A 25,522-nucleotide genomic window follows, 5' to 3' on the forward strand; every position below is an offset into this window, starting at 1 on the left:
CAAGAATCAGTCCATCCGCGGCAGGTTTACCATCGGTTTAATATCATTCTGCACAACTGATGCCATCGGTGCGACTACGCCCTGACTTTTCAGCAACTGACCCATGTCGGCTTTGATCCGATATTGGGTGTAGAGCTGCAGGTTGCGGATCTGCACCAGGCGCTGCTGAGCGCTGAACAGCTCGTTTTCGCTGTCGAGCAGGTCGAGCAGGGTCCGCTCGCCGAGGCTGAACTGCTGCTGGTAAGAGGTGCGCACCTTGGTGCTGCGGTCCACGTATTGCTGAGCGATCGGCACCTGGGCGGTGGCGTTGTTGTAGGCGTTCCAGGCCAGGCCCAGCTCCTGGGTCAGCTCACGCAGGGCGTTGTTGCGGATGTCCAGGGCCTGGGTGGCCTGGGACGCCTTGGATTGCAGATCGGCCTTGTTGCTGCCGCCCGAGTACAGGTTGAACTGCATGCGCAGCATGGCGGAGTAGCTGTTGTCGTGCCCTTCTTCACCGCCAAGGTTGTTGTTGGCAGAACGCGCCAGCTCGGCGTCGAAACGTGGGTAGAAGGTCGACTTGGCGGCTTCGTACTGTTTCTCGGCAGCGGCGATATCGGACTCGGCGGAGCGCAGGACCGGGCTGTCCTCGATCATCTGGCGCCGTGCTTCTTCGAGGCTGGCGGGCATCAGGGCAACAAAACCCTGGGGGGCCACCAATTCGTCGGGCATCTGGCCCACGGCGCTCAAGTAGTTGGTTTGCGCATCCGCCAAGTTGGTCTGTTCAGTCAGCAAGTTATTACGCGCCTGAGCCAGACGGGCTTCTGCCTGGTCCATGTCCGCCATTCTGCCGACGCCGCGACTAGTGCGCAGTTGGATCTGATCAAAGATGCGTTCGTGGCTCTTCAAGTTGTCTTCTGCCAACTGCACCATCTCGCGACGGGACAGGACATCCAGATAAACCTGGGCAACAGTCAGCGCGGTGCGCTCGGAAGTATTGAGCAACGAATAACCACGGGAGTTGGCGGTGGCTTGTTGGCGCCCTACTTCACTTTGCGTGGCAAAACCGTCAAACAGATTTTGTTGCAGGCGAATAGTCGATTCGCCGCGATTCAAGGACTTCCATTCATGGCTGTTGCTTTCGGCACGAGTCGAGGTGTTGTCCGAGCGTTCGCGACCGTAGCCGCCCAGTACGTCGACTTTAGGCAGGTATCCGCCCTTGGCGGCACGCAGCTGGTAATCGGCGGCAATACGCGCATTGATGCCTGCCTGGATCTCCGGGTGAACATCCAGTGCTTTTTGCATGGCCTCTGGCAGGGTTTGTGCTTGGACGAAACTTGCGGCTAGAGCGAAAGGAAGAGCCTTGAATAAGTGCAAACGCATTCTGATTATTTCCCGGAAATTTTTGCTTAAAAATGCAGCAAACATTGACCTACTGCATTGGAATGGCAATCGAAATGACCGTTTGTCGTGGGAACTGGAGGACACAAACAGAAAGTCGCGATGCCGCTTAAATATCAATGTGACATTACCGAACAGATTGTTTAGGATGACGCCAAATAGGTCAATACCTTGACGGAAAAGTAATTTAGTCAACATCTCAACAAATTATTGACGCCAATATTAATTCTTAGAATCAAACGTACTCCAGCAATTGAATCGGCACTAACGAAAAAAGCCGGTCGGCATGATGGATACCCACACGGTAATACACGGAGAGTCCTTTAATGAGCAGCGTTGCCGTCGTCAAAAGCATTGTCGGTCAAGTATTCGCAGTGTCCCCAGAAGGGATTCGCCGTCTGCTGGTAGAAGGGGATCGTCTGTTTGCCGGGGAACAAGTCCAGACCGGACCTGAAGGCGCCGTGTCGCTGGAGCTGGCCGATGGCCGCGTTCTCGATCTGGGTCGCGACAGTCAGTGGAGCGCGAACGCTCCTGACTCCACGACCAACCTGAGTGAAGCCACCGCCCAGGCCGCCCCTTCGGTCGCTGAACTGCAGCAAGCCATCGCTGCCGGTGCCGACCCGACCCAAGACCTCGAAGCCACCGCTGCCGGCCCAACCGCCGCAGGTGGAGACGGTGCCGCCGGCGGCGGCCACAGCTTTATCCTGCTCGAAGCCACCGCAGGCGAAGTTGACCCTACCATCGGCTACCCGACCACCGGCCTGAACGCCGCGGCGGCCATCGGCAACGATTTCACTGTTGGCAACATCGACAATAACGGCAGCACCCCGCGCGACGTCACCATTACCCTGACCGCCACGCCGACCATTACTGAAGCCGGCGGGGTCATCTCCTACACCGTATTCATCACCCAGGCGCCCACCAGCGACCTGACCGTGACGCTGTCCAACGGCCTGTCCGTGGTAATCGCAGCCGGCCAGACCGCTGGCGTGCTGAACGTGACCTATGCCAGCAACGACACGCCTTATCTGGATGCTTCGACGGTCTCGGCCACCATTGCCGGCACCTCCGGCGGCGGCAACCTGATCATCACCACCGATCCGGCTCCGGCCGTGACCCAGATCACCGACACCATCGACACCACCACGGTGTCGTTGAGCGCGAATGCGTCGGTCGATGAAGGCGACAAAATCACCTACACCGCCACCGTGACCAACGCGGCGCAGACTGACGTCACCATCACCCTGTCGAACAACACCACCATCACCATCAAAGCCGGTGATACCACCGGCACCGTCAGCGTCGATACGCCCGCCAACCTGGCCGACGGCAAAGACCTGCACCTCAGCACCACCATCACCGGCGCCACCGGCGGCAACTACGAAGACCTGGCCATCAACCCCAAGGCGGCCGAAACCACCGTGGTCGCCGTCGACGACCCGAGCGTGCTGGTTGCCGACCGCCAGACCATTGCCGAGGACGGAATTGCCTATGGCAACGTCCTGACCAACGACAGCGACATCGACAACACCTTGAGCGTGGCCACCTTCAACGTGGGCAGTGCCACCTATAACGCGGGCCAGATCGCCACCATCGCGGGCGTCGGCAGCATCAGCATCGCCGCCAATGGCGACTACACCTTCACCCCGGTCAAAGACTACAACGGTGATGTGCCGCAAATCGGCTACACCACCAACACCGGTTCGAGCAGCACCCTGGACCTGACCGTCACCCCGGTCAACGACGCGCCAATCGCCATCGCCACCAGTGCCACCGGCGATGAAGACCAGGCCACCGGCATCGAGGTCCATCTGTCGGCCACTGATGTCGACGGCATCGGCAACGTCGCCTCGTTCAATGTCACTGCGCCCAACAACGGTACCTTCTACACCGACGCGGCGATGACCCAGGTCTTCACCGGCAGCATCGCCGCCAACAACGGCGCCGCGACCCTGTACTTCAAGCCGGATACCAACTTCAACGGCCAGGTGAACTTCACTTACACCGCCACCGACAGCGGCAATGCTGACGGCAGCGGCGTGCTGACCTCCCCTGCGGTCGGCGGCGTGATTACCGTGAATGCGGTCAACGACGCGCCAGTCGCCATCGCCACCAGCGCCACCGGTACCGAAGACCAGGTGGGCGGTATTGAAGTCCATCTGTCGGCCACCGATATCGACGGCATCGACAACGTCGCGTCGTTCAACGTCAGCGCACCGAACAACGGCACCTTCTACACCGACGCGGCGATGACCCAGGTCTTCACCGGTAGCGTTGCGGCCAATAATGGCGCGGCGACTCTGTACTTCAAACCGGACGCCAACTTCAACGGCCAGGTGAATTTCACCTACACCGCCACCGACAGCGGCAACGCTGACGGCAGCGGCGTACTGACCTCGCCTGCCGTCGGCGGCGTGATCACCGTGACCCCGGTGAATGACGCTCCAGTAGCCATTGCTACCAATGCCACTGGCGCTGAAGATCAAGTGGGCGGCATCGAAGTCCACCTTAATGCCACCGATGTCGATGGCCTGGCCAACGTTGCCTCGTTCAACGTCAGCACGCCGAACAACGGCACCTTCTACACCGACGCCGCAATGACTCAAGCCTTCACGGGCAGCATTGCCGCCAACAACGGCACGGCGACCCTGTACTTCAAGCCGGATGCCAACTTCAACGGCCAGGTGAACTTCACCTACACCGCTACTGACAGCGGCAACGCTGATGGCAGCGGCGTGCTGACTTCGCCTGCCGTCGACGGCACCATCACCGTGACCCCGGTGAACGACGCGCCCGTCGCTATCGCTACCAGTGCCAGCGGTGCTGAAGATCAAGTGGGCGGCATTGAAGTCCACCTCAATGCCACCGATATCGATGGCATCGACAACGTTGCCTCGTTCAATGTCACCGCGCCGAACAACGGTACGTTCTACACCGACGCGGCGATGACTCAGGCCTTTACCGGCAGCATTGCCGCCAACAACGGCACGGCGACCCTGTACTTCAAGCCGGACGCCAACTTCAATGGCCAGGTGAACTTCACTTACACCGCCACTGACAGCGGCAATGCCGATGGCAGCGGCGTACTGACTTCGCCTGCCGTCGGCGGCGTGATCACCGTGACCCCGGTCAACGACGCTCCAGTAGCGACTGCCACCAGCGCCACCGGCGATGAAGACCAGACTACCGGTATCGAAGTCCATCTCTCGGCCACTGACGTCGACGGCATCGACAACGTTGCCTCGTTCAACGTCACCACGCCGAACAACGGTACGTTCTACACCGACGCGGCGATGACCCAAGTCTTCACCGGCAGCATTGCCGCCAACAACGGCACGGCGACCCTGTACTTCAAGCCGGATACCAACTTCAACGGCCAGGTGAACTTCACCTACACCGCCACTGACAGCGGCAATGCCGATGGCAGCGGTGTGCTGACCTCACCGGCGGTAGACGGTGTGATCACCGTGAATGCGGTCAACGACGCGCCAGTCGCCATCGCCACCAGCGCCACCGGTGCCGAAGACCAGGTGGGCGGGATTGAAGTCCATCTGTCGGCCACCGATATCGACGGCATCGACAACGTTGCCTCGTTCAATGTCACTGCGCCAAACAACGGCACGTTCTACACCGATGCCGCGATGACCCAGGTCTTTACCGGCAGCATCGCAGCCAACAACGGTGCGGCGACGCTGTACTTCAAGCCGGACACCAACTTCAACGGCCAAGTGAACTTCACTTACACCGCCACCGACAGCGGCAATGCCGATGGCAGCGGCGTGTTGACCTCGCCTGCCGTGGGCGGCGTGATCACCGTCACTCCAGTGAACGACGCTCCAGTGGCCATTGCTACCAGCGCCACCGGTGCTGAGGATCAAGTAGGCGGCATCGAAGTCCACCTCAACGCCACCGATGTCGACGGCATCGACAACGTCGCGTCGTTCAATGTCACCACACCGAACAACGGTACGTTCTACACCGACGCGGCGATGACCCAGGCCTTTACCGGCAGCATCGCAGCCAACAACGGTGCAGCGACCCTGTACTTCAAGCCGGACACCAACTTCAACGGCCAGGTGAACTTCACCTACACCGCCACCGACAGCGGCAACGCCGATGGCAGCGGCGTGCTGACTTCGCCTGCCGTGGGCGGCGTAATCACCGTCACTCCGGTGAACGACGCTCCGGTGGCCATCGCCACCAGCGCCACCGGTGCTGAAGATCAAGTAGGTGGCATCGAAGTCCACCTCAACGCCACCGATGTCGACGGCATCGACAACGTTGCCTCGTTCAATGTCACTACGCCAAACAACGGCACGTTCTACACCGATGCGGCGATGACTCAGGCCTTTACCGGCAGCATCGCAGCCAACAACGGTTCGGCAACCCTGTACTTCAAGCCGGACGCCAACTTCAACGGCCAGGTGAATTTCACCTACACCGCCACCGACAGCGGCAACGCCGATGGCAGCGGCGTACTGACTTCGCCTGCCGTGGGCGGCGTGATCACCGTCACTCCAGTGAATGACGCTCCAGTGGCCATCGCCACCAGCGCCAGCGGTGCTGAAGACCAAGTGGGCGGGATTGAAGTCCACCTCAATGCCACCGATGTCGACGGTATTACCAACGTCGCCTCGTTCAATGTCACCACGCCAAACAACGGTACGTTCTACACCGACGCCGCGATGACCCAGGCCTTTACCGGCAGCATCGCAGCCAACAACGGTGCAGCGACTCTGTACTTCAAGCCGGACACCAACTTCAACGGCCAAGTGAACTTCACCTACACCGCCACCGACAGCGGCAACGCTGATGGCAGCGGCGTGCTGACTTCGCCTGCCGTGGGCGGCGTAATCACCGTCACGCCAGTGAACGACGCTCCAGTGGCCATCGCCACCAGCGCGAGCGGTGAGGAAGATCAAACCAGCGGCATCGAAGTCCACCTCAATGCCACCGATGTCGATGGCATCGACAACGTCGCCTCGTTCAACGTCAGCACGCCGAACAACGGCACCTTCTACACCGACGCCGCAATGACTCAGGCCTTCACCGGCAGCATCGCAGCCAACAACGGCACGGCGACCCTGTACTTCAAGCCTGACGCCAACTTCAACGGCCAGGTGAACTTCACCTACACCGCCACCGACAGCGGCAATGCCGATGGCAGCGGTGTACTGACCTCCCCTGCGGTCGGCGGCGTGATCACCATAACCGCGGTGAACGACGCGCCTAAAGTGGAGTTCAGCAGCACCACCTTCACCGAGCAGAAAGACCCGGTGGCCCTGGTCGAAAACCTGACCATCAATGACGTCGACAACACCACTTTCAGCAAAGTCGTGGTCACGGTCGATCATCTGGCGGTGGGCGACCTGCTGAGCAATGCCGACGCCCTCAAGGCGCTGGCGGTTGCCGGGATCACCATCACCCAAAGCGGCAGCGCCGCCGACGGCAAAATCGTCTACACCCTCACCAGCGATGCGAAAACCGGCAGCAGCGCCGCCGACTTCATCAAGCTGGTTGAAGCCATCACCTTCCAGAGCCCGGGCAACAACCCGGTGGGCACCGATCGTGGCGTGACCATCGAAGTGACCGACAACGGCGGCAGCAACCCGGCCGTTGAAAAACCGGAAACCGGCACCGCCACCGGCAAGGTCGCCATCGACCTGGTCAACGATGCCCCGACGGCGTCGGCTGCGGCCACCACCACCGACGAAGACCATGCGGCCACTATCGTATTGAGCGGCAGCGATGTGGACGGCACCGTCGCCAAGTTCGTCATCACCGCCCTGCCGGAGAACGGCAAGCTGTACAGCGACGCGACCCTGACCACCGAGCTCAAAGTGGGTGATTCGGTGCCGGCTGGCGCCGACGGCAAGGCCGCGGTGTACTTTGACCCGACTGGCGACTGGAGTGGCAGCACCCATCTGACTTTCACTGCCGTGGACAATGACGGCAAACCGAGCCCAGTGACCACCGCCGACATCACTGTCAACCCGGTTACCGACACCCCGCACCTGGGCCTGATCGGCGGCGGCAGCGTAACCTCGATCAACTTCGACAGCGCCAACCTCAACGGTTCCTGGGGCACGATTGCCGTAGGCGACGCCAACAACGCGGCCGGCAATGGCGGCCCGACTACCCAGTGGCTCACCGGCAACGCCGATGGCAAGGTCGAAATCGGCCAAAGCAGCATTTACGGGGTCGAGACCCCAGGCAACAGCAAGGTCATCGAACTGGAGAAAGACGCCGGCGACGATGCCAGCCTGTACACCATCATCAAGGCCGAAGCAGGCACGGCTTACAGCATCTCGGTTGATTACTCGCCGCGGGCCGGCGCTGAAAACAACTCGGTGATCGACGTGTTCTGGGGCGGCGTCAAAGTCGGCACCCTGGACACCACCACCGTCGGCATGAAGACCTACACCTTCGTGGTACCGGTCACCACCGACGGTGATGCCAAGCTCGAGTTCAAGGCTCCGGCCGGCGACACCAACAACTCGCTGGGCGGCGTGATGGACAACATCAACGTCACCCAGGTGCTGAACGTGGGTCTGGAAGACCATGCGATCAAACTGTCGACCATCGACGCCTATGCCACCGACAAGGACGGCTCCGAGTCGCTCAAGCTGGAAATCAGCGGCGTACCGGTGAACTCGACCATCACCGATGGCGTCCACACCTTTACCGCGACGGCGGGCAATCAAAGCGTCGACATCAGCACCTGGAACAAGACGACCCTGGTCTACAACCCGGCGCCGAACGCCAATGGCGTGGTCAACCTCACCGTCACCGCCACGGCGCAGGACGGCACAGCCGATCCGAAGTCCGAGTCGATCAACCTGCCAATCAACGTGATTGCGGTCAATGACGCGCCGGTGGCCATCGCCACCACCGCTGCAGGGACCGAAGACCAGCCAACGGGCATCGAAGTCCATCTGTCCGCCACCGATGTCGATGGCATTGCCAACGTTGCTTCGTTCAACGTCAGCACGCCGAACAACGGCACCTTCTACACCGACGCGGCGATGACCCAGGTCTTCACCGGCAGCGTTGCGGCCAGCAATGGCGCAGCCACCCTGTACTTCAAGCCGGACGCCAACTTCAACGGCCAGGTGAACTTCACCTACACCGCCACCGACAGCGGCAATGCCGATGGCAGCAACCCGCTGACTTCGCCTGCGGTCAACGGCAGCATCACCGTGGCAGCGGTCAACGACGCACCGGTGGCCATCGCCACTACGGCTGTGGGCCAGGAAGACCAGGTGGGCGGCATCGAAGTCCACCTCAATGCCACCGACGTCGATGGCCTGGCCAACGTTGCTTCGTTCAACGTCAGCGCGCCAAGCCATGGCACCTTCTACACCGACGCGGCGATGACCCAGGCCTTTACCGGCAGCATCGCGGCGAGCAACGGTTCGGCGACTCTGTACTTCAAGCCGGATGCTAACTTCAACGGCCAGGTGAATTTCACCTACACCGCCACTGACAGCGGCAATGCCGATGGCAGCGGTGTACTGACCTCCCCTGCGGTCGGCGGCACCATCACCGTCACTCCAGTCAACGATGCGCCGGTCGCCATCGCGACCAGCGCCACCGGTGCTGAAGACCAAGTGGGCGGCATTGAAGTCCACCTCAATGCCACCGATGTCGATGGCATCGCCAACGTTGCTTCGTTCAACGTCAGCGCACCGAACAACGGTACGTTCTACACCGATGCCGCGATGACTCAGGCCTTTACCGGCAGCGTCGCAGCCAATAACGGTACAGCGACTCTGTACTTCAAGCCGGACGCCAACTTCAACGGCCAGGTGAACTTCACCTACACCGCCACCGACAGCGGCAATGCCGATGGCAGTGGCGTGTTGACCTCGCCTGCCGTGGGCGGCGTGATCACCGTCACCCCGGTCAACGACGCTCCAGTCGCCATCGCCACCACTGCAAGCGGTGCTGAAGACCAGGTGGACGGCATCGAAGTCCACCTCAATGCCACCGACGTCGATGGCCTGGCCAACGTTGCTTCGTTCAACGTCAGCGCGCCAACCCATGGCACCTTCTACACCGACGCCGCAATGACTCAAGCCTTCACAGGCAGCATTGCAGCCAACAACGGTTCGGCCACCCTGTACTTCAAACCGGACGCCAACTTCAACGGCCAGGTGAACTTCACCTACACCGCCACCGACAGCGGCAACGCTGATGGCAGCGGCGTACTGACTTCGCCTGCCGTGGGCGGCGTGATCACCGTCACCCCGGTGAACGATGCTCCTGTGGCCATCGCCACCAGCGCCACCGGCGCCGAAGACCAAGTGGGTGGCATCGAGGTTCACCTCAACGCCACCGACGTCGATGGTCTGGCCAACGTTGCTTCGTTCAACGTCAGCGCACCGGCCCATGGCACCTTCTACACCGACGCGGCGATGACCCAGGCCTTTACTGGCAGCATCGCAGCCAACAACGGTGCAGCGACCCTGTACTTCAAGCCGGACGCCAACTTCAACGGCCAGGTGAACTTCACCTACACCGCCACCGACAGCGGCAACGCTGATGGCAGTGGCGTACTGACCTCCCCAGCGGTCGGCGGCACCATCACCGTGACCCCGGTCAACGACGCTCCAGTGGCCATCGCCACCAGCGCCACCGGTGCGGAAGATCAAGCGACCGGCATCGAAGTCAAGCTGAGCGCCACCGATGTCGACGGCATCACCAACGTCGCCTCGTTCAACGTCAGTGCGCCAACCCACGGCACCTTCTACACCGACGCTGCAATGACCCAGGCCTTCACCGGCAGCATTGCCGCGAACAACGGTGCAGCGACCCTGTACTTCAAGCCTGACCTGAACTTCAACGGCCAGGTGAACTTCACCTACACCGCCACTGACAGCGGCAACGCTGACGGCAGCGGCGTGCTGACCTCGGCTGCGGTCGGCGGCACCATCACCGTCACCCCGGTCAACGATGCGCCAGTGGCCATCGCTACCAGCGCCACCGGTGCTGAAGATCAAGTGGGCGGCATCGAGGTTCACCTCAATGCCACCGACGTCGATGGCATCGCCAACGTTGCTTCGTTCAACGTCAGCGCACCGGCCCATGGCACCTTCTACACCGATGCGGCGATGACCCAGGCCTTTACTGGCAGCATCGCGGCGAACAACGGTTCGGCCACCCTGTACTTCAAGCCGGACGCCAACTTCAACGGCCAGGTGAACTTCACCTACACCGCCACCGACAGTGGCAACGCCGATGGCAGCAACCCGCTGACATCGACAGCGGTGGGCGGTGTCATCACCGTGACCCCGGTCAACGACGCGCCGACCGCAGTCGATGGCGCCATCGCCGGTAATGAAGACACCTCGATCGAGCTGAGCTGGAACACCTTTGGCGTCCAGGACATCGACTCGACAGACCCGAAAGTGGTCTTCACCAGCCTGCCAAACGGCTCCATTGAATACAAAGTCGACGGTGCCTGGGTCACGCTCACCGCAGGCGACCTGAAAACCGACACTTCAGCCGGCAAGGCCTTCAGCCAGGCCGACTTCGACAGTCACAACGTGCGCTACACCCCCGCAGCCAACGAGTCGGGCGATAACAGCTTCGGCACCAGCGGCGTCGGCAACAAACAGGGCGACTACACCGAACTGAAGTTCCAGGCCACCGACGGCAGCGCCTACAGCGACACCAAGACCATCACCGTGGATATCCACCCGGTGACCGACGTGCCAGTGGTGACCATCGGCCAATATGGCAACGTGCCTACCGGCCTGATCATTCAGACCTGGAACGGCCAGAACCTGCCTGATGCACTGGGCCGGGACGGCAGTGGCGTCGCTCAATCCAGCGACCTGATCCGGGTCATCAACGCCAAGACCGCTGACAGCGCCACCTCCACTGGCGTAATCAGCAACGTAAGCAATGGCGATGTGTCCCAGTTCACCGCGACCAAGGTCTCCGGCCTGATTTACCTGGAAGCCGGCAAGAGCTACAGCTTCACCGGCACTGCCGATGACAGCCTGGCGGTCACCGTGGGCGGCAAACTGGTCTCCACCGAGACCTGGAGCCACGGCGCCGGGATCAACGCGACCCCGTTCGTTCCGTCCGAGTCGGGCTACTACACCCTCGACGTCTACCACTACAACCAGAACGGTCCGGGCAACTACAACGTCAACGTCTCGATCGACAACGGTCCTTCGATGGCGCTGGGCAGCAGCGGCGTGCAGACCTACACCAGCCTCGAGGCGCTGAAAGATGCCGGCGCGGTGTTCAACGACGCCCACGTGGTCAATGGCGAAGGCTATTACACCGGCTACGTGTACAACCACGGCCTGGAAGACAGCAGCATCAAGGTCAGCCCGATCACCACCACCTTCGTCGACAACGATGGCTCGGAATCCCACAAGGTGGAAATCAGCGGCTTGCCAAAAGGCACCGTGATCACCGACGGCACCACCGGCCACAGCTACACCTCGACCGGTGCGACCACCCAGTACGATGTCAGCAACTGGAACCTGGGCACCCTGACCGTGACCCCGGCCAAGGACGCCACCGCCAGCTTCGACCTGACCGTGACCGCCACGGCCAAAGAGCTGAGCACCCAGGTTGAAGAAGTCACCACCGGCAAAGTGAGCATCGTGGTCACGGCGGTCAACGACGCGCCTGTAGCGATCGCGACCACCGCGACCGGTGCCGAAGACACGACCGTGGGCATTGCAGTCAAGCTCTCCGCTACCGACGTGGATGGCCTGAGCAACGTCAAGTCGTTCACCGTGGGCACGCCAAGCAACGGCACCTTCTTCACCGACGCCGCGATGACCAAGCCCTTTACCGGCACCATCAACGCCAGCAACGGTGAGGCGACGCTGTACTTCAAGCCGAACCTGAACTTCAACGGCACCGCCAACTTCACCTACACCGCCACCGACAGCGGCAACGCCGACGGCAGCAACCCGCTGACCTCGGCACCGGTCGGCGGCAGCATCACCGTGACCCCGGTCAACGATGCGCCGGTGGCCATCGCCACCACCGCGACCGGCGCGGAAGACCCGACTTCGGGTATCCCGGTCAAGTTGAGCGCAACCGATGTGGACGGCCTGGCCAACGTCAAGTCGTTCACCGTGGGCACCCCAAGCAACGGTACCTTCTTCACCGACGCCGCAATGACCAAGCCGTTCACCGGCACCATCAACGCCAGCAACGGTGAGGCCACGCTGTACTTCAAGCCGAACCTGAACTTCAACGGCACCGCCAACTTCACCTACACCGCCACCGACAGCGGCAACGCGGACGGCAGCAACCCACTGACCTCGCCAGCGGTTGGCGGCAGCATCACCGTGACCCCGGTCAACGATGCGCCAGTGGCCATTGCGACCACGGCGACCGGTGCCGAAGACCCGACCTCGGGTATTCCAGTCAAGTTGAGCGCGACCGATGTCGATGGCCTGGCCAACGTCAAGTCGTTCACCGTCGGCACGCCTACCAACGGCACGTTCTTCACCGATGCGGCGATGACCAAACCGTTTACCGGTAGCATCAACGCGACCAATGGCGAGGCCACGCTGTACTTCAAGCCGAACCTGAACTTCAACGGTACTGCCAGCTTCACCTACACCGCGACCGACAGCGGCAACGCCGACGGCAGCAACCCACTGACCTCGACAGCGGTAGGCGGCAGCATCACCGTGACTCCGGTCAACGATGCGCCGGTGGCTATCGCGACCACCGCAACGGGTGCTGAAGACCCTGCTTCGGGTATCGAAGTCAAGTTGAGCGCCACGGATGTGGATGGCCTGGCCAACGTCAAGTCGTTCACGGTCGGTACGCCAAGCAATGGCACCTTCTTCACCGACGCGGCGATGACCAAACCGTTTACCGGTAGCATCAACGCCACCAATGGCGAGGCGACGCTGTACTTCAAGCCGAACCTGAACTTCAACGGCACGGCGAGCTTCACCTACACCGCGACCGACAGCGGCAACGCGGACGGCAGCAACCCACTGACTTCGCCTGCGGTCGGCGGCACCATCACCGTGACCCCGGTCAATGATGCGCCAGTGGCCATTGCGACCACGGCGACCGGTGCCGAAGACCCGACGTCGGGCATTGCCGTCAAGCTGAGCGCGACCGATGTGGATGGCCTGGCTAACGTCAAGTCGTTCACCGTCAGCACGCCTACCAATGGCACCTTCTTCACCGATGCGGCGATGACCAAGCCGTTCACTGGCAGCATCGATGCCAGCAACGGTTCGGCGACCCTGTTCTTCAAGCCAAACTTGAACTTCAACGGCACCGCCAACTTCACCTACACCGCTACCGACAGCGGCAACGCCGACGGCAGCAACCCACTGACCTCGGCACCGGTCGGCGGCAGCATCACCGTGACCCCGGTCAACGACGCACCTGTGGCCATCGCCACCACCGCGACCGGCGCTGAAGATCCGTCTTCGGGTATCGAAGTCAAGTTGAGCGCCACGGATGTGGACGGTCTGGCTAACGTCAAATCCTTCACCGTCAGCACGCCTACCAACGGTACCTTCTTCACCGACGCGGCGATGACCAAGCCATTCACTGGCAGCATCAACGCCAGCAACGGCGAGGCCACGCTGTACTTCAAGCCGAATCTGAATTTCAACGGCACGGCGAGCTTCACCTACACCGCGACCGACAGCGGCAATGCTGACGGCAGCGGCGTACTGACCTCGCCTGCGGTCGGCGGCACCATCACCGTGACCCCGGTCAACGATGCACCTGTGGCCATCGCGACCACCGCAACCGGTGCCGAAGACCCGACCTCGGGCATCGCCGTCAAGTTGAGCGCCACCGATGTCGATGGTTTGGCCAACGTCAAATCCTTCGCGGTCAGCACGCCTACCAACGGTACGTTCTTCACCGATGCCGCGATGACCAAGGCCTTCACCGGCACTATCAACGCGACCAACGGCGAGGCCACGCTGTACTTCAAGCCGAACCTGAACTTCAACGGCACCGCCAACTTCACCTACACCGCCACCGACAGCGGCAACGCTGACGGCAGCGGCGTACTGACCTCGCCTGCGGTCGGCGGCACCATCACCGTGACCCCGGTCAACGATGCGCCAGTGGCCATTGCGACCACGGCGACCGGTACTGAAGATCCGTCTTCGGGTATCGAAGTCAAGTTGAGCGCAACCGATGTGGATGGCCTGGCCAACGTCAAGTCGTTCACGGTGGGCACGCCTACCAACGGTACATTCTTCACCGACGCCGCGATGACCAAGCCATTCACTGGCTCCATCAACGCCACCAACGGCGAAGCGACGCTGTACTTCAAGCCGAACCTGAACTTCAACGGCACCGCCAACTTCACCTACACCGCCACCGACAGCGGCAACGCTGATGGCAGCGGCGTACTGACCTCGGCACCGGTTGGCGGCAGCATTACCGTGACCCCGGTCAACGATGCACCGGTGGCCATTGCCACCACCGCAACGGGTGCTGAAGACCCGAGTTCGGGTATCGAAGTCAAGCTGAGCGCGACCGATGTGGATGGTCTGGCTAACGTCAAATCCTTCACTGTCAGCACGCCTACCAACGGCACCTTCTTCACCGATGCGGCGATGACCAAACCGTTCACCGGCAGCATCGATGCCAGCAACGGTTCGGCGACCCTGTACTTCAAGCCGAACCTGAACTTCAACGGCACGGCGAACTTCACTTACACCGCGACCGACAGCGGCAACGCTGATGGCAGTGGTGTACTGACCTCGCCTGCGGTCGGCGGCACCATCACCGTGACCCCGGTCAATGACGCACCTGTGGCTATCGCAACGACCGCGACCGGTGCCGAAGACCCGACCTCGGGTATCCCGGTCAAGTTGAGCGCCACCGATGTCGACGGCCTGGCCAACGTCAAGTCGTTCACTGTGGGTACGCCTACCAACGGTACGTTCTTCACCGACGCCGCGATGACCAAACCGTTCACCGGCAGCATTAACGCCAGCAACGGCGAGGCGACGCTGTACTTCAAGCCAAACCTGAATTTCAACGGCACGGCGAACTTCACCTACACCGCGACCGACAGTGGCAATGCGGACGGCAGCAACCCGCTGACCTCCCCAGCCGTTGGCGGCAGCATCACCGTGACTCCGGTCAACGACGCGCCTGTGGCCATCGCCACCACCGCGACCGGTGCCGAAGATCCGACCTCGGGGATCGCCGTCAAGTTGAGCGCGACCGATGTGGATGGCCTGGCCAACGTCAAGTCCTTCACCGTCAGCACGCCTACCAACGGTACGTTCTTCACCGACGCCGCGATGACCAAGCCGTTCACCGGCAGCATCAACGCGACCAATGGCGAGGCCACGCTGTACTTCAAGCCGAACCTGAACTTCAACGGCACGGCGAACTTCACTTACACCGCCACCGACAGCGGCAACGCCGATGGCAGCAACCCACTGACCTCGCCAGCGGTCGGCGGTGCTATTACCGTGACCCCGGTCAACGATGCGCCTGTGGCCATTGCGACCACGGCGACCGGTGCCGAAGACCCGACCTCGGGGATCGCCGTCAAGTTGAGCGCCACCGATGTCGACGGCCTGGCCAACGTCAAGTCGTTCACCGTCAGCACCCCTACCAACGGTACGTTCTTCACCGACGCCGCGATGACCAAGCCGTTCACCGGCACCATCAACGCAACCAACGGCGAGGCGACGCTGTACTTCAAGCCGAACCTGAACTTCAACGGCACGGCGAACTTCACCTACACCGCCACCGACAGCGGCAACGCCGATGGCAGCAACCCGCTGACCTCGCCAGCCGTTGGCGGCGCCATTACCGTGACCCCGGTCAACGACGCGCCCACCCTGGACCTCAACACTGCTGACGGCGCAACCAAAACCGGCTACAACGGCGCCCTCACCGAGCGTGCGAGCGGCGGCGTGGCGATTACCGGCAGCGTCAACATCGCCGATGTCGACAACAGCCAGATGCAAAGCGCGACCATCACCCTGAAGAATGCCAGCGTGGGCGATCAGCTCACCTCGAGCCTGGTCAACGTTGGTGGCACTTACAACGGCATCACCGTGACCAAGGTCGGCACCGACACCAGCGGTAAAATCGTGCTGACCCTGTCGGGCGCGGCCGATTCGAGCAGCTACAAGACGCTGATCGAGTCGTTCCAGTTCTCCAACGGCAGCAAGTACCCAACCACCGGCGATCGCACCATCGAGATCTCGGTCAAGGACAACGCCGGTGCCGACAGCCTGAACTCGAACGTGGCCACCAGCACCATCACCGTGGCGCCACAGCCCTACGTGATTACCGAAGGCGGCGGCAGCGACGATGTGATCAACCTGAGCAGCTCCAACGTCAACAACATGGTAGTGGGCGACAAAGGCGGCATCGTCACCCCGGGCAGCAACTACAACATCGCGTTTATCGTCGACACCTCGGGCAGTATCGGCGACAAGTCCATGAACTCGATCAAGACCCAGCTCTCGACCCTGTTCGACACCTTGATCAGCAATGCCAACAAAAGCGACTCCGGCATCGTCAAGGTGCTGCTGATCGACTTCGATACCAAGGTCGAGGCCCAAGTCTCGGTCAACCTCGCCGACCAGGCTGCCGCCAAGGCTGCCCTGCAGGCGGTGCTGAACCAGATGTCGTCGAACCCGAACGACCTGACCAACTATCAGGATGCGTTCAACAGTGCGGCGGCCTGGTTCAAGAGCAGCGAAGCCACCAGCAACGCGGGCGCAAAAAACCTGACGTACTTCATTACCGATGGCGCGCCGAACATCTACAACGCGACGTATGGCGACGCGAACCTGGGCACGACCCGGTACTGGGGCGGTGGCAACAACGTCTACTTCGATGACAAGGTCAACAACTCGACCTATGCCCTGAACAAAGGCATCGTGGTCACCGCAACGATCAATGGCAGCACCCAGGTCATTGTCGATGCCGATGGCAAGGTCTACTCGTATGACTACCGCGGTACGCAGACCTTTGAGGGTTATGTGGTGGCCGGCAGCAACGGCGGCTTCGACATCGCCGGGTATGCCAGCGGCAGCAACACGGCGCTCAACCTGGCCAAGACGGCCTATAACGACCTGTCCAACGCGGTCACCGACAAAGTCGTGGTGGAAGCCATCGGCCTGGGCTCCGACATCAACAAAAGCGTGCTGCAGCAGTTCGACACTGACAAAGTCGTCACCACCATCGACACCGCCAAGCTGACCGACGCCATCACCGGCCACACCGCCGATGCCGGCGCCGACACCATCAACGGCGGCTCGGGCAACGACATTCTGTTCGGTGACCTGATCAGCTACAAAAACCTCGAGGGCGGTTCCGCACTCAAGCAATTTGCAGCTGACCAACTGTCCAAGCCGGTGGATCAGATCGACGACCGTGCCCTGCATCAGTTCATCACCGAGCACGTCGCTGACGTCGGTGCGCTGGCCAGTGCCTCGAACATCTACGGCACCAAGGACGGCGCTGACACCCTGATCGGCAATGCCGGCGACGACATCCTGTTCGGCCAAGGCGGCAACGACAAGCTCTATGGCGGCGCGGGCAACGACATCCTGGTCGGCGGCAAGGGTGATGACATCCTCTCCGGCGGCGCAGGGGCCGATACCTTCGTCTGGCTCAAAGGGGATACCGGCAACGACGTCATCACTGACTTCAAGCACTCCGAGGGCGACAAGCTGGACCTGTCCGACCTGCTGCAAGGCAATAACGACAACAACCTGTCCAGCTACCTGAAGCTGACCACCGACTCGTCGGGTACTTCAACCCTGCAAGTCAGCAGCACCGGGTCGTTCACCGCCAACGGCGGCGGCACTGCGGACGTCACGATCAAGGTCGAGGGCGCCAGCTGGGGCAGTGGCAGCAGCGCGATCAACAACCTGATCGCCGGTGGTGACCTGACCGTCAAGCACCACGACTGATCGCCAGGGGTCGCCAATCTTTCGGGACTGGCGACCGGTTGGCATCAGCCTCGGGCAAATGTGTGTAATCTCTGCGGGTGCTGCGTGCAGCGCCCGCAGGGATTTTTTTATTGGGAGAACGCTGATGTTCTACGTGCAACGTGATCAACAAGGCGCACTGGTGCGCGTCGAGGCGGTGGCCTATGCCGAAGCCACCGAGACGCTGCCGGCTGACCACCATGAGATCCAGTCGTGGTTTGCCAATGACGTGATCGAGACCAGCCTCAAGCAGCTCAAGCACAGTGACCTTGAGATGATCCGGGTACTTGATGACTTGATCCAGGTGCTGACCAGCAAAGGCGTGATCCGCGTCACTGACCTGCCGCCAGCGGCCCAGGCCAAGTTGATGGATCGGACCCAGGCACGGACGGCGCTGGGCGGGTTGAATCATCTGATCGACGATGACGAAACCGGTTTGATCTGATTGCCTCGCGCCTCCTTCACGGCTTGCCCGTCAAGGAGGCGTGACCTTCAAGGCTTCACTTCCAGGGCGCTGGTTCACCGAACAGCTGGCCTTGCACCCCTTCTATGCCCATCTCGCGGATCACCCGCAATTCACCCTCGGTTTCCACGCGCTCGGCAATCAGCGGCAGGTCAATGCTGTGGGCGGCGCGCTGGATGGCTTCGATAAACAGACGCTTGTGGCTTTCCTGGTCGATGGCGCGGATGTAGCTGCCGTCGATTTTCAGGTAGGCCAGGCCCAGGTGCGCCAGGTTGCCGATCATGCTGAAACGGCCACCAAAGCGCTGCAGGCTGAGGCTGTAGCCCAGGCTGTGGATCCGCCGGTTCAGGTGCTCCAGTTGGGCTTGCTCGGGCACTTGTTCTTCGCCGATTTCCAGGGTCAGGCGCGGCCCCAGTGCCGGGTGCTGGGCCAGCAGCTCGAACACCCGCTCCAGGGCCTGCGGGTCATTCAGGGTGGCGGCCGAAAGGTTCAGGGCCAGGGCCTGGTCGTGGTGCGCCAGATGCTTGAGCACCAACTCCAGCATCAGCCGGTCAAGCCGCGTCGACCAGCCGAAGCGTTCCATCCACGGCAGGAAGCGGCCGGCGGCAATGGCCTGGCCCTGGTTGTCCAGCAGCCGTGACAGGACCTTGTAGTGCAGCACCTGATGGGTGTCGCTGCTGCTGACCACCGGTTGGAAAAACAACTGGAAGCGCCCTTGGTCCAGCGCCGCATCCAGCAGGGTATGCCAGCTGTGGGAGTCATCGCTGACCGTGCCCGGGGTGCTGTGCTCCAGGCACACCCAGCTCTGCTCGCCACTGCCTTCGGCCTGGGTCAGGGCTTGATCGGCCAGCTTCAGCAGGTCCGCCGAGGCATCGCCCGGGTTGTAGGGCGCAAGCCCGATGTGGGCCACGATCGGCATATCGGTGGCGCCGGTTTCGCGCAGGCTCTGCAGGGTGCTTTCCAGTTCCTGGGCCAGTTGCAGCGCTTCGTCGCGCACCAGGCCGGGTGCCAGCACCGCGAACTCGCCGCCACGGCTGCGGGTGATCAGGTTATGGGTTTCCGGGTACTTGGCGCAGGTCCGCACCAGTTGCTGGCCCACCGCCTGCAACAACTGGTCGGTGCGTTGGCCGCCCAGGCGCTGGTTGAGGCCGGCCAGGTCATTGACCCGCAACATCAGCAGGTAGCCGGAGCTGGCCTCCTCCTGGTTGCTGACCCGGGAGTGCAGCTGCATTTCGAAATAACGTCGGTTGGCCAACCCGGTCAGGCTGTCCTGGTAAGACTCCACCCGCAGCTTCTCGCTGCGCTCGGTCTGTTCGATGAACAACGCCTTGAGCTTCTCCACCATCTGGTTCATGGCCTGTACCACCCGGCGCAACTCGGGGGTGCGCGGCAGGTCGGGCAGGCTGAGAAACTCGCGCCGGGCGATGGCATGGGACTGCTCGACCATATAGTCCAGCGGCTTGAGCTGACGGCGCAGCAGCAAGGCCCCCAGGACCGCGCTCAGGGCGCCGCAGACCAGCAGCCAGCCCAGGCTGCCCAATGCGCTCTGCCAGAGCTTGGCCAGGGCGAACATCGGGTGGCTGACCACCTCGACCCGCGCGGCCTGCTGCCAGCCTCGGCTGACGATGGCATCGCCGCCCGCCGGCGCGAGGCCGATCATGTTCACGAACCAGGCCGGCACGCCACTGGCATCCGGCTCGGCGGCACGCTCCACCAGCACCTGGTTATTGCTCAGGTCGATCACACGGATGCTGGCGTAGTAGCCGCTGTCGAAAATCGAGCTGACCATCAACTCGGTCATCGCCGGGTCATCGATGTTCGGCGTCAGCGACAGGGCCAGCGCGGTGGCCGCGTCCTGGGCGTGGGAGCGCAACTGATTGACGTACTGCGCCCGCGAACTTTCCAGGCTGACCATGAAGCTACCGCTGAACGCGACCACGAGAAACACACAGATAGCGATCAGCAATTGTTTGAACAGTGACATCGTGGCTCCTGTTAATTATCCGAACTGGCCGGAAACCCTTCGGCGGTCATTTTCTTCAAGACATCCTGCCAACGCGACAGGCGCTTGGTGTCACCGACTTTCTTGTTGCCCGCCGCCCCCGTCAACCACAGCCCCTCGCCGTTGAAGGCGTAGACGGGCAGCAGGTCGGGGCGCTGGCTGGCGGGCAGAATGGGGTCCATCAGGCTGTCCAGCACCAGGGGCATGGCTTCGGGGCTGGAATAATAGGTCAGGACCATATGCGCGCGGTTCTGGCGCAAGGCCTTGACGTAGGTGATGCGCAACTTGTCGGCCGCGACACCAAGGTGGCGCAGGCTGAAATACTTGGCGATGGCGTAGTCTTCACAGTCGCCGGCCCCTTTCCACAGGGACTGGATGGGCGTGGCCCAGTAATCCGTCTCGTGCCACAGGTCGATGTCTTCCTCGTAGCGCAGTTGACGGTTGAAGAACAGGTTGACCACCTTGAGTTGCTCCGTCTCGCTGACCTGTTTCTGCGTCGCGAGCAGTTGCTGCCAGGCATCGATCCGTTGCCGCCCCGGGCCCAGCGGCCCATAGAGCGCCTCGGCGCGGCGGCTGATCTGGCTGAAATCCCAATCGGCAAGCAAGTCGCCCAGCAGGCTGCCACCCAGTAACAGGGCGATGGCAAGACCATACAGGATCCGAGGGAGTTTAAAGCGTATCGCCACTGCGATTATCCAAGCTTGCAGCATTGAAGGTGCGGCCATGTTGCGGGTATGCCGGGCAAAAAACAATGGCACAGTGAAATCACTTCCGCCAACGGTCCGCCCCCTCACCGCCCCAGCAAAATACCCTGTAGCCGCTGCCGAGGCACGAGGCTGCGCTGGCTGGCATGAACGCCGAGTAAGGTGGGTTATTTGGACGGGCCAGCACAGCCTGCGGCAGCGGCTACAGGGGAGGTGCGCTGGCCATTATCGGGTGACGGTTTGCGGCGATGGCTAATCGTTGAGCTGGACGATGCCCTTGCGCACGGCAAACATCACCAGCCCGGCGATATCGTGGATCCGCAGGCGATGCATCATCTGCGAGCGATGGGCCTCGATGGTCTTCACGCTCAGGCCCAGGCCCTGGGCGATATTGCGCGTGCTTTCGCCCCGGGCGATCAGGCGCAGGATCTCTAGCTGGCGCGCCGTGAGCACCTTGTTCGGCGCCTTGAGGCTGGGTTCATGCTGGCGCTTGATGGCGTGGTTGATCACCAGGGGCACCACCGCCGAGGACAGGTACTGCCCGGCCTGGCGCAGGGTCTCCAGGGCCAGCTCCAGCTCGATCACACTGGCACTGCGCAGCAGATAGCCGTGGGCCCCCAGTTGCAGGCACTGCATGACGAAGGGACTGTCGGTGTGCATCGACAGCACCAGCACCCGGCTGGCGGGCGAACTCAGGGACAAGGTCTTCAGCAGGTCGATACAGGCGTGGCGCTCCAGGACCAGGTCCAGCAGCACGATTTCCGGCAACAGGCGTGAGGCCAGCTCGATGGCGCTGTGGCTGTCGCCGGCTTCGGCGATGACTTCATATTCGGTTTTCTTCTCCAGCAAGGCCCTCATTCCGGCACGGACCACCGGGTAATCGTTGGCAAGCAAAATTCGACACAGCATAGGCTTCAGCCCAGTCACATGGATAAGGGCACAACGCCAAGGCGTTGCAGTATTTTTATAGCCGGCGTGATCGCCTTGATGAATTGCAGACTGCCAAAGCCGGGGTCAGGCAGTGGGCCAGCCTGCGCCCCTGACCGCTGTGCAATGCAACACACCGGCCAGGCCGAGCGCGGCGACCCAGGCGTCGTCGATGATCCCGCTGCGCCGCCCGGTTATCCGCGCGGGGGGCCGCACCCGGCCAGGCCAGCCTCAGGTGTGGCGCGGGCTGCTGGCGAATTGCTGGATCAGTTTCGGCACATGGGACAACGGCTCGACCTGTTGCGCGGCGCCCATGCGAATGGCCTCCCTGGGCATGCCGAAAATCACGCAGCTGGCCTCGTCCTGGGCCACGGTATGGGCGCCATTTTCGCGCATGGCGAGCAAGCCCCGCGCGCCGTCGTCGCCCATCCCGGTCATGATGATCCCCAGGCTGTTGGGCCCGGCCTGCCGCGCCACCGAGCGGAACAACACATCCACCGCGGGCTTGTGCCGGTTGACCGGCGGCCCGTCGAGCACCTCGACCTGGTAATGCGCCCCGCTACGCTTGAGCTGCATGTGCAGGCCACCTGGCGCCAGCAGCGCCAGGCCATCGTGCACGCGATCCAGGTGCCTGGCCTCGCGTACTTCGATCTGACACAGGCTGTTCAGACGCCGGGCAAAATCGGCGGTGAACTTCTCCGGCATATGTTGAACGATCACAATCCCGGGACAGTCACGCGGCAACTGGCGCAAGACAAACTCCAGGGCCTGGGTGCCGCCGGTGGAACAGCCCAGGGCGACGATGCGTTCGGTGGTGCGCAACAGGCTGATGGGCGCCACGGCAGGGCTTGGCGGCGCCACCCGAGGAGCGCTGGGCAAGACCCGGGGACGGCTGCGGGCGCCCTCCTCGACCTTGCGGATCAGCTCGCTGGCCAGTTGCTCCAGGCTTTGCTTGAGCCCCAGCCGGGCCTTGGTGAACACCCCGACCGCGCCGGCAGCCAGGGCCTCGACCGCGACACTGCTGCCCTGCTCGGTGAGGGTCGAGCAGATGATGGTCGGGGTCGGGCGCTCGCTCATGATCTGCCGCAAAAACGTCAGGCCATCCATGCGCGGCATCTCGATATCGAGGATCAGCACGTCCGGCCAGTCGCGGCGCATCTTGTCGATGGCGTACAGCGGGTCGGCGGCCAGGCCGATCACCTCGATACCCGGGTGGTTGCCCAGGCAGGTGCTGAGGACCTGACGCACCAAGGCCGAATCATCGACGATAAACACCTTGATCACCGTCCACCCGCCCGGGCCGGCAGCGCGCCCGAGGCATTGCGCTGGCAGGCCACAACGCCGCTGCGGCCGTCGACCTGCAGGCGCCGGTAGTGCTCGCCATTGAGGTCGCAGTAATCGAGCGACCAGTTGCGCAGGCTGAATTGCTCCCGGGCGAAGGCGCTGTTGCTGTGGCCGACCTTGCGCCCGCCCGCCGGTTCGAAGCGCACCAGGCTGCCACCGCCGAACAGCCCCTTGCGGTACTCGCAGGGGCGCGTGCCGTGGCGCAGCATATCGGCATGGATACGCTTGAACACCGCCTCGCCGTAGCGCGTGTCGAGGCCGTTGCGCGCCTGCGGATCGCTCGGCAGCAGGTAGTGCGAGACCGCCAGCAGGCGCCAGCGCGGGTGCCACAGGACCACCGATACGCAACTGCCGAGCAGGGTGCTGACGGTGCCCTCGTGACGGCCGAAGAAATACTCGCCAGGGTTGAGGAACAAGGCCGGTTTCATAAATGCTGGTACACCGAAGGGCTGAGCAGGCGCAGCGGCAGGCCGAAGCCATGAATGCTTTCGGCGTGGCCGATAAACAACAGGCCGCCGGGCACCAGTTGCTCCACCAGGCGGCGCACGATGCGCTGCTTCTCGTCGTTGTCGAAATAGATCAGCACATTGCGCAGGAAGATCACCTCGAACGGCCCCACGCCCTCGGGCAGGGGCTGTACCAGATTCACCTCGCGCAGGCTGACCCGCTGGCGCAGCGCGGCCTGGACCCGAAAGCGCCCGTGCATGGCCCCGACGCCATTCAGGCAATAACGGTGCAGCCAGCCCTCGGGGAAATGCCGGGCCTGGGCCAGGTCGTAGATACCGCTGGCGGCGCGTTCCAGCATGCTCAGGCTCAGGTCGCTGGCCAGGATCGACCAGTCCTGGGTGGTCCCGTGCTCACTGACCGCCATCGCCAGGCTGTAGGGCTCTTCACCGGAGGAACAGGCCGCGCTCCAGATCCGCAGCGCGCCTTTGCGCTTGGCCAGCCACTGGCCAAAAAAAGCGAAATGCGCCGGCTCGCGAAAGAAGTAGGTCTCGTTGGTGGTCAGCAGGTCCACCACCAGCCGGCGCTCGGCCAGGTGTTGCGGCTGCTCCAGCAACTGCAGGTACTGCTCGTAGCCCGGCAACTGGTAATGGCGCAGGCGCTTCATCAGGCGCCCGGCCACCAGCGGCCGCTTATTGGCCGCCAGGGCGATGCCCGAAGCCTCGAGCATCAGGCGTTGCAGCAGGCGAAACTGGCTGTCGGCCAACTCCGGCAGCCGCAGGCCCGGCACAGGCTCAGCGGCCATTGAGCACCGCAAGGCTCAGTTGGGAAATGTCGTCGAGGGACAGCACTTGGGCGATCGCCAGGATGATGGTGAAGCCCTCTTCGCCCCGGGCCATGCCGGCGATGAAATCAGTGCGGATGCCAACACCGAACGGCGGTGCCGGCACCACTTGGGACGGGTCGATATCCAGCACCGCGTCCACCGCGTCCACCACCAGACCGATGCGTTGCACGCTCTCGCCCAGGGCCAGCTCGATGATCACGATGCAGGTGCGATTGTCCGGCCGGGTCAGCTCGAAACCAAAGCGCGCGGCCAGGTCAAGCACCGGCACCACGTTGCCGCGCAGGTTGATCACGCCATGGATAAAGGCCGGCATCATCGGTACCGCGGTGACGTGGGCGTATTCGATGATTTCCCGCACCAGTTCGATGGGCAAGGCATAGGCCGCCTCGCGCACGCGAAACGACAGGTGCTGGATCCGGGTGGCCAGGGCGCTGTCCGCGACAGCGCTGGAGTGCAGTGAGGTCATGGGCAGGT

10 protein-coding genes are annotated in these 25,522 nt (G+C 62.5%); 2 read left to right on the top strand and 8 right to left on the bottom strand.

Annotation, left to right across the window (positions count from 1 at the left end):
• Positions 1–6: 6 nt before the first annotated feature.
• Positions 7–1,359, bottom strand: a complete 1,353-nt coding sequence (locus ACOZJV_RS05480; protein ID WP_043228256.1) for a TolC family outer membrane protein — start codon at positions 1,357–1,359, stop codon at positions 7–9.
• 344 nt (positions 1,360–1,703) lie between these two features.
• On the opposite strand from ACOZJV_RS05480, the gene ACOZJV_RS05485 reads away from it, so the two are divergent.
• Both ACOZJV_RS05485 and ACOZJV_RS05490 read left to right on the top strand, forming a co-directional pair.
• Positions 1,704–18,299 (top strand): retention module-containing protein, encoded by a 16,596-nt coding sequence (locus tag ACOZJV_RS05485; RefSeq protein ID WP_421547038.1) that lies wholly within the window; start codon positions 1,704–1,706, stop codon positions 18,297–18,299.
• A gap of 124 nt (positions 18,300–18,423) precedes the next feature.
• Positions 18,424–18,762 carry a tryptophan synthase subunit beta gene (locus ACOZJV_RS05490; RefSeq protein ID WP_078471343.1) on the top strand — a complete coding sequence of 113 codons (339 nt, stop codon included), beginning with the start codon at positions 18,424–18,426 and terminating at the stop codon, positions 18,760–18,762.
• Between the two features lie 55 nt (positions 18,763–18,817).
• Here the strand turns inward: ACOZJV_RS05490 and lapD are convergent, their stop codons facing one another.
• The 7 genes from lapD to ACOZJV_RS05525 form a co-directional block, all read right to left on the bottom strand.
• Positions 18,818–20,764 carry a cyclic di-GMP receptor LapD gene (lapD, locus tag ACOZJV_RS05495; RefSeq protein ID WP_078471344.1) on the bottom strand — a complete coding sequence of 649 codons (1,947 nt, stop codon included), beginning with the start codon at positions 20,762–20,764 and terminating at the stop codon, positions 18,818–18,820.
• A gap of 11 nt (positions 20,765–20,775) precedes the next feature.
• The gene (lapG, locus tag ACOZJV_RS05500; protein WP_020294526.1) at positions 20,776–21,492 is read right to left on the bottom strand and encodes a cysteine protease LapG; all 717 of its coding nucleotides are present in this window, start codon (positions 21,490–21,492) and stop codon (positions 20,776–20,778) included.
• A gap of 246 nt (positions 21,493–21,738) precedes the next feature.
• Positions 21,739–22,395: a response regulator transcription factor gene (locus tag ACOZJV_RS05505; RefSeq protein WP_043228240.1), complete on the bottom strand. Its 657-nt coding sequence runs from the start codon at positions 22,393–22,395 to the stop codon at positions 21,739–21,741.
• A gap of 249 nt (positions 22,396–22,644) precedes the next feature.
• A complete protein-coding gene (locus ACOZJV_RS05510) occupies positions 22,645–23,697 on the bottom strand; it encodes a protein-glutamate methylesterase/protein-glutamine glutaminase (RefSeq protein ID WP_421547039.1) in 1,053 nt (350 codons plus the stop codon).
• Positions 23,694–24,185, bottom strand: a complete 492-nt coding sequence (locus tag ACOZJV_RS05515) for a chemotaxis protein CheD (protein ID WP_020294529.1) — start codon at positions 24,183–24,185, stop codon at positions 23,694–23,696. Before ACOZJV_RS05515 ends, ACOZJV_RS05510 begins: the two co-directional genes overlap by 4 nt.
• Entirely contained in the window at positions 24,182–25,006 is an 825-nt protein-coding gene (locus tag ACOZJV_RS05520) for a CheR family methyltransferase (RefSeq protein WP_078471346.1), read from the bottom strand. Before ACOZJV_RS05520 ends, ACOZJV_RS05515 begins: the two co-directional genes overlap by 4 nt.
• Complete coding sequence (locus tag ACOZJV_RS05525) at positions 24,996–25,514, bottom strand: chemotaxis protein CheW (protein WP_201130698.1); 519 nt, start codon at positions 25,512–25,514, stop codon at positions 24,996–24,998. The genes ACOZJV_RS05520 and ACOZJV_RS05525 overlap by 11 nt, the downstream gene beginning before the upstream one ends.
• Positions 25,515–25,522: the final 8 nt, after the last annotated feature.

The organism is Pseudomonas sp. QD4, from assembly GCF_049199125.1.
Lineage (GTDB): Bacteria > Pseudomonadota > Gammaproteobacteria > Pseudomonadales > Pseudomonadaceae > Aquipseudomonas.

Coding starts and splice junctions, on each gene's coding strand:
- ACOZJV_RS05505 (WP_043228240.1), bottom strand. CDS start 22,395: ATGCTGTGTCGAATTTTGCTTGCCAACGATTACCCGGTGGTCCGTGCC.
- ACOZJV_RS05520 (WP_078471346.1), bottom strand. CDS start 25,006: ATGGCCGCTGAGCCTGTGCCGGGCCTGCGGCTGCCGGAGTTGGCCGAC.
- ACOZJV_RS05485 (WP_421547038.1), top strand. CDS start 1,704: ATGAGCAGCGTTGCCGTCGTCAAAAGCATTGTCGGTCAAGTATTCGCA.
- ACOZJV_RS05490 (WP_078471343.1), top strand. CDS start 18,424: ATGTTCTACGTGCAACGTGATCAACAAGGCGCACTGGTGCGCGTCGAG.
- ACOZJV_RS05515 (WP_020294529.1), bottom strand. CDS start 24,185: ATGAAACCGGCCTTGTTCCTCAACCCTGGCGAGTATTTCTTCGGCCGT.
- lapG (WP_020294526.1), bottom strand. CDS start 21,492: ATGCTGCAAGCTTGGATAATCGCAGTGGCGATACGCTTTAAACTCCCT.
- lapD (WP_078471344.1), bottom strand. CDS start 20,764: ATGTCACTGTTCAAACAATTGCTGATCGCTATCTGTGTGTTTCTCGTG.
- ACOZJV_RS05525 (WP_201130698.1), bottom strand. CDS start 25,514: ATGACCTCACTGCACTCCAGCGCTGTCGCGGACAGCGCCCTGGCCACC.
- ACOZJV_RS05480 (WP_043228256.1), bottom strand. CDS start 1,359: ATGCGTTTGCACTTATTCAAGGCTCTTCCTTTCGCTCTAGCCGCAAGT.